Genomic DNA, 6162 nt, shown 5'->3' with positions numbered 1-6162 from the left:
CCGGCACGGACCCGACCCCACCCGACCGGCCGGAGCACCACGAGCCCGCCACCGGACCCGGCACGGACCCGACCCCACCCGACCGGCCGGAGCACCACGAGCCCGCCACCGGACCCGGCACGGACCCGACCCCACCCGACCGGCCGGAGCACCGCAAACCGGCCACCGAGCACCTGCGCACAGGCCCCCCGCCCCACGCGACCGACCGCCGCACACCCCCGCACGGACCCGCCCCCTCCCGGCCGACCGACCGGAAAGCCAACAGACCGGCCCCCCACGCACAAGCCCGCCCCACCGAGCCTGCGGAGCCGGGCATCGCCCGTCCGGGTGTACGCGGTGATTCATGCACGCCACGCCGGGGGCGTCCCACCCATGAGGGAGCTTGCCCGGCGTGCCGCATCCCGGGCCGGGGCCCCGGGCAGCCAGGGAGTGACCCGCTCCGGCCGCCGCCGCAACCACCGCCCGGCCGCCGCCCCACCGGAAGGAAGCAACCCCCCATGCGCCACGCCCGTCGAGTAGCCGCCGTGCTCGCCACCACCGCCCTGCTGATCGGCGCCATGACCGGCCAGGCCGCCGCGATCGGGATCGACATCGCCGGTCTGATCATCGAGACACCGCAGATCTGACCCGCCGCCCGGTACCGGTGTGCGGTGCCGTTGTCCGTCGTCCGTGCCCGTTCCGTCCCGTCCCCCTTCCCGGGGGGGGCCGAGGAGAGGACCCGACGTCCATGCCCGACAAGCGTTCCACCATCGCCGTCTCGCTCGCCGCGCTGATCTCCGCCACCGCGCTGCTCGCCGCTCTCGCGACGGAGGCCGGCGCGGCCCCCCGGGCGTCCCCGGCGCGGTCCGCCTCGGCCGCCGCCCCCCAGAACCCTCCCGTCCTGCCCCTGCCGGAGCAGTTGATCGGGGAGGGGGTGACGATCGAGGGGCCGCTGCTCCAGAACATCGCCCTGCCCTCGCTCACACCCCTGCTGTGAGCCGGCGGGTGCGGTAGCTGTCCCCGTCGAGCCGGACGATCTCGGCGTGATGGGCCAGCCGGTCCGCCATCGCCGCCGCGGCCGGGCCGCTGAAGACCTCGTCCCAGCGGCCCGGCGGGCGGTCGCCGGTGACGGCGATCGAGCCCCGCCGGTAGCGGTGGGCGACCAACTGGAAGAAGAGCCCGGTGGTGTCGGCGTCGAAGGGCATGTAGCCGACCTCGTCGAGGATCAGCAGCCCGTAGCCGTCGAGTTCGGCCAGTTCCTGGTCCAGCCGCCCGGCCGAGCGCGCCGCGGACAGCTGTACGGCCCACTCGGCGGCGGTCGCGAACCGGACCCGGTGGCCCGCCTCGCAGGCCCGGATGCCCAGGCCGACGGCGAGATGGGTCTTGCCGGTGCCGGGCGGGCCGGTGAAGACGACGTTGTGCCGGGCGGTCAGGAAGTCCAGCTTGCCGAGCCGGGCCACGGCCTCCCGGTCGAAGATCCGGGGATGTTCGGCGTCGAAGTGCTCCAGCGGGGTCCGGGTGGGGAAACCGGCCTCGGCGATCCGGGACTCGGCGCCCGGCTCGCCCGTGCGGGGCGCCGGGATCGCGGCGAGCGGGCCGCCCGGTCCCGGACCGGGACCCGGCGCGTCGGCGAAGGACGGTCCGTCGTGGTCCTCGGGCCGGGGCCCGGCCTCCCGGTGCTGCTGCTGGTGGTGCTGGTGCTGGATCTCGCTGTGGATCTGGTCCGCGCGCGCCGACATCGGCCCCGACATATAGGCGAGGATCGCCGCCGACAGGATGAACGCCATATGGATCACCGTCCCCCACAGCAACGAGTGGCGTGAGGTGCCGTGCACATCCACGAACATCTGGAGCAGATGCACCGAGGAGATCCCGACGATCGCGGTGGCCAGCTTGACCTTGAGGACGTTCGGGTTGACGTGCGAGAGCCACTCCGGCTGGTCCCGGTGGCCCTGGAGGCCGATGCGGGAGACGAAGGTCTCGTAGCCGCCGACGATCACCATGATCAGCAGATTGGCGATCATCACCACATCCACTAATTTCAGGACGGCGAGCATCACATAGGTCTCGGTGGCCCGTCCTCCCACGCAGGTGAGGATCAGTTTCCACAGTTCGTAGAAGAACTTGTAGACGTACACCCCCTGCACCGCCACCAGACCGAAGTAGAGCGGCGCCTGGAGCCAGCGGGTGGCGAACAGGGCCAGTCCCAGGGTCCGGGGCGGCGGTGACGAGGTGGGGGCGTAGGGGACGGGGGGCGGGGTTGTGGGGCGAAAGTGCTGCACACCGCCTGATTCTCCGGACCCCACCGCCGTCCGGCTCAACTCCGGCCACCCTCAGGACTGAATAGACATCCCGTACTAAGGGTGACCATGTGAGAGTTTGTCGTCACGTTCCGTGTAGTTCGATGACGCTGATGTCCGGTGCGGCACCGACCCTGACCGGAGGACCGAACGATCCGACACCCTTCGTGACATAGAGCTGGGTGTCACCGACCTTGCCGAGACCGGCCAGCACCGGATTGGACAGGCCGGCGATGGCGTTCAGCGGGAACATCTGGCCGCCGTGGGTGTGCCCGGACAGCTGGAGGTCCACACCGTGGTCGGACGCCTGCTCGGCGAGGACGGGCTGGTGGGCGAGGAGGACCACGGCGCGGTCGGCGTCACGGCCCTCCAGGGTGCGGGTGAAGTCGGGGCCCCGGTCGTGCTCCTCGCCGGTGACGTCCTCCACCCCCGCCAGATCGAGAAGACCGCCGTTGTGACTGATCTCGACCCGTTCGTTGAGCAGCGGGCGCACGCCGAGATCGCGCAGTTCCTCCACCCAGCCCTGGACATCGTCGTAGAAGTACTCGTGGTTTCCGGTGACGAAGAAGTTGCCGTAGCGGGACTCCAGGGATCTGAACGGGCTGATGGCGTGGCCGAGCTGGGCGCTGGTGCCGTCCGCGAGGTCGCCGACGATCGCCACGAGGTCGGGCTCCAGCCGGTTGATGAGCCGGACGACCCGCTCGGTGTGGGAACGGCCCAGGATCGGACCGAGATGGAGATCGCTGATGGTGGCGATGCGCAGACCGGACACCCGGGGGTCGAGCCGGGGCAGTTGGACCGGGACGCGCAGGATCACCGGGTCGCCGAGGGCGGTGCGGATGCCGTACCCGGTGGTGGCGAGCGCCGTGGTGCCGACCACGGCGCCCACGGTCCGGCCGAGGAACAGCCGGCGGTCCATCGTGCCGACGGGCCGGATCGTGGGGCGGCCCCGGGTGATCCGGACCCGCCGGGTGCTCCCTGTGCTCCCTGTGTCGCCGGGGGGTTCGGGGGGTTCGGTGCCCGCTCCGGCGGGGACGGCCCCACCCGTCCCCGCCGGCACCATGGTGTCCACCGGCACCATGGCGTTCACGGCCCCCTGGTCGGCCCGCTCGGCGGCGCGTATCCGCCGTACGGCGATGGCGCGCGGGATCTCCGCCAGCGCGAGGCCGGTCAGGAGGTAGAGGATGACCCCGATCAGGATGTAGCCGGGCCAGGCCAGCCAGCGCCCGTTCTCCGGCCCCAGATAGGGCATCAGGATGCGGGTCGCGGGGGCGACCACCGCGGAGAGCACGATCGCGACCGTGCCCCAGCGGCGGCCGTGGCCGCCCGGCCGGGTGGTGTCACGGACCAGCCGTACCCACAGATAGAAGTGGAAGAGGGCGGAGCCCGCGACCATGGCCGCGTAGAGGCCGATACCCAGCATGGATGATCTGCTTTCCGTTTTCCGTGTTGTCGTCGCTCGGTCTCATCGGGCCGCGCCCGCCGGGGCCGCCCTGTCGGGCCGGCCCCGGCGGGGCGGTCGGGTCAGTCCGCGATGCCGAAGCGGTCGTGGAGGCGGCGCAGGGGGGCCGGGGCCCACCAGTTGGCGCGGCCGGCCAGACGCATCAGGACCGGGACCAGCACCGCGCGGATCAGGGTGGCGTCCACGAGGATGACCACGACCATGCCGAGGCCGAGCATCTTGAGGTAGACGATGCCGGAGGAGGCGTACGTCGCGAAGGACGCGGCCAGGATCACGGCGGCGGCGGTGATCAGCGGGCCGCTGCGCTCCAGCCCGGTGGCGACGGCGGCCGAGTTGTCGCCGGTGCGGTCGTACTCCTCCTTGATGCGGGACAGCATGAACACCTCGTAGTCCATGGACAGTCCGAAGGCCGTGCAGAACATCAGGATCGGGATGGACGGCTCCAGGCTGCCGGTGGCGGTGAAGCCGAGCGCGGAGGAGAGGTTGCCGTCCTGGAAGACCCAGACCAGCGCGCCGAACATGACGGCCATGGAGAGGGTGTTGAGGATCATCGCCTTGGCCGGCAGCAGCAGGCTTCCGGTCATCAGGAACAGGATCACAAAGGTGACCAGCAGGATCAGGCCGAAGACCAGCGGCAGCCGGTCGACCAGGACGGTGCGGAAGTCGGCGAGTTCGGCGGGGTAGCCACCGATCTCGACGCCCGTCGCGCCGTCACCGCCGCCCTCGCCGAACGAGGTGCGGACATCGGCGATCACCGCGTCCGGGTCGGCGGCGAGCGCGTCCTGTTCGGCGACCACGGAGAACCAGGTGGCGCCGGAGCCCTCGAACCGCGCGGAGGACTCGCCGGGTTCGAGGATGCGCTGCCCGTCGGCGTAGGAGCCGGTGAGCGCGTCGACCTGGGCGATCCCGTCGAGGCGGGACAGCTCCTGGGCCCTGGACTCGATGCCGGTGCGGTCGGTGAGGCCGGGGGTGAGGACCTGGAGGGCGTCCATCTCCTCGGCGGTGAAGTTCGCCCGGATCTGGTCCTGCACGACCCGGCTGGAGACCTCGGCGGGCAGCACCCGGTCGTCGGGGGTGCCGAAGTTGACGCCCAGGGCGGGCGCGGCGAGGGCGAGCAGGACGCCGAGCGCGGGGATGCCGTAGATCAGCGGGCGGCGCATCATCCGCAGGGCGGTGGTGTGCCACCAGCCGTCACCGGCACCGGCGGCGCGGGCGGGCTTCTTGCGCTGGATGCGGTGGCCGAGCCGGGCGAGGGCGGCGGGCAGGATCACCACGGCGGCGAACACCGAGGTGAGGACGACGGCGATGCCGGAGTAGGCGAAGGAGCGCAGGAACGGGAAGGGGAAGAGCAGCAGACAGGCCAGGGAGACGATGACGGTCAGGCCGGAGAAGGCGACCGTGCGGCCGGCCCGTCCCACCGCCTGCCGGACGGCCTCGGGGACCTCGCGCCCGTCGGTGAGTTCCTCGCGGAAGCGGCTGATGATGAACAGGGAGTAGTCGACGCCGAGGCCGATGCCCATGACCAGGGTGAGGTTGGCGGCGAAGGTCGAGACATCGGTGAAGCTGGTCAGCAGCCGCATCAGGGCCAGCGTCATGATCACCGAGAACAGGCCCATGCCGAGGGTGAGCAGGGCCGCGTTGAACCGGCGGTAGATGACCGCGAGCAGCAGCAGGACCAGCGGGAAGACGATCAGTTCGGCGCGCAGGAAGTCGGTACGGGCCTGCTCGGCGGCCTGCCGGAACACCTCGTCACCGCCGCCGACCTGGACCCGGACGGTGTCGCCGTCGCGGTCGAAGTCCGGGGAGAACTCGGCGAGGTTGGTGCGGGCCTCGGTGACCGTGCCCGCCATCCGGGCGATGACCAGGGCCTGTTCGCCGTTCTCGGAGCGCATCACCGGGGAACCGCCGCGCGACCAGTACGAGGCGGTCTCGGCGACGCCCTCCTGGGCGGCCAGCTCACGCTCCAGCTCACGGCCGGCGTCCGCGACGGCGGACGAGTCGACATCGCCGCCGTCCTTGGCGGTGATCAGCAGGAGCACGCTGGGGGTCCCGGTGCCGAACTCCCGCTCCAGGGCGGCGCGGGTGTCCAGGGACTCGGAACCCGGGCTCTCGAACCGGCTGAGCACCAGCCGGTCCATCGCCCCGGCCGCGAGGGCCAGCCCGATCACGGTGAGCAGCACGCTCAGCCAGACCACCAGGCGCGGGCGGCGGGCGGTGGCGGCACCGAGCCGGTGCAGGGCGGTGTCGCCACCGGGTGGTGCCGCCGTGTTCCGGGAGGGGGTGGAGGTGGAGGCCACAGTTGTCTTCCTTACGTCGGTAGAACGCCTGCCCGTGGAGGTTCGTCCGTGGGCGGTCGTTCGGTGGGGGTGGGCTTGTGGGGAGCGGGAGAGGGGGGAGGGGACGGGGGTCTGGGTCGTGCGT

At 71.9% G+C, this 6162-nt stretch carries 5 protein-coding genes; 2 read left to right on the top strand and 3 right to left on the bottom strand.

Features of this window, described 5'->3' with window-relative positions; all coding sequences use genetic code 11:
• Positions 1–497 precede the first annotated feature (497 nt).
• Both ABZX40_RS10175 and ABZX40_RS10170 read left to right on the top strand, forming a co-directional pair.
• Positions 498–626 carry a hypothetical protein gene (locus tag ABZX40_RS10175; RefSeq protein ID WP_355734311.1) on the top strand — a complete coding sequence of 43 codons (129 nt, stop codon included), beginning with the start codon at positions 498–500 and terminating at the stop codon, positions 624–626.
• Positions 627–727: 101 nt separating this feature from the next.
• The gene (locus ABZX40_RS10170) at positions 728–976 is read left to right on the top strand and encodes a hypothetical protein (protein ID WP_355734308.1); all 249 of its coding nucleotides are present in this window, start codon (positions 728–730) and stop codon (positions 974–976) included.
• Here ABZX40_RS10170 and istB read toward each other — a convergent pair.
• From istB to ABZX40_RS10155, 3 genes are all read right to left on the bottom strand, one after another.
• Positions 960–2261, bottom strand: a complete 1302-nt coding sequence (istB, locus tag ABZX40_RS10165) for an IS21-like element helper ATPase IstB (RefSeq protein ID WP_355734305.1) — start codon at positions 2259–2261, stop codon at positions 960–962. The genes ABZX40_RS10170 and istB overlap by 17 nt on opposite strands.
• A gap of 103 nt (positions 2262–2364) precedes the next feature.
• Positions 2365–3702, bottom strand: coding sequence for a metallophosphoesterase (locus tag ABZX40_RS10160; RefSeq protein ID WP_355734302.1), 1338 nt, complete (start codon positions 3700–3702; stop codon positions 2365–2367).
• A 101-nt stretch (positions 3703–3803) separates the two neighbouring features.
• Positions 3804–6038: an MMPL family transporter gene (locus tag ABZX40_RS10155; protein WP_355734299.1), complete on the bottom strand. Its 2235-nt coding sequence runs from the start codon at positions 6036–6038 to the stop codon at positions 3804–3806.
• Positions 6039–6162 lie beyond the last annotated feature (124 nt).

Origin of the sequence: Streptomyces sp. NPDC004610 (assembly GCF_040609715.1) — a bacterium.
Classification (GTDB): Bacteria; Actinomycetota; Actinomycetes; order Streptomycetales; family Streptomycetaceae; genus Streptomyces.
This window is presented reverse-complemented; position numbering and strand designations above follow the sequence as displayed.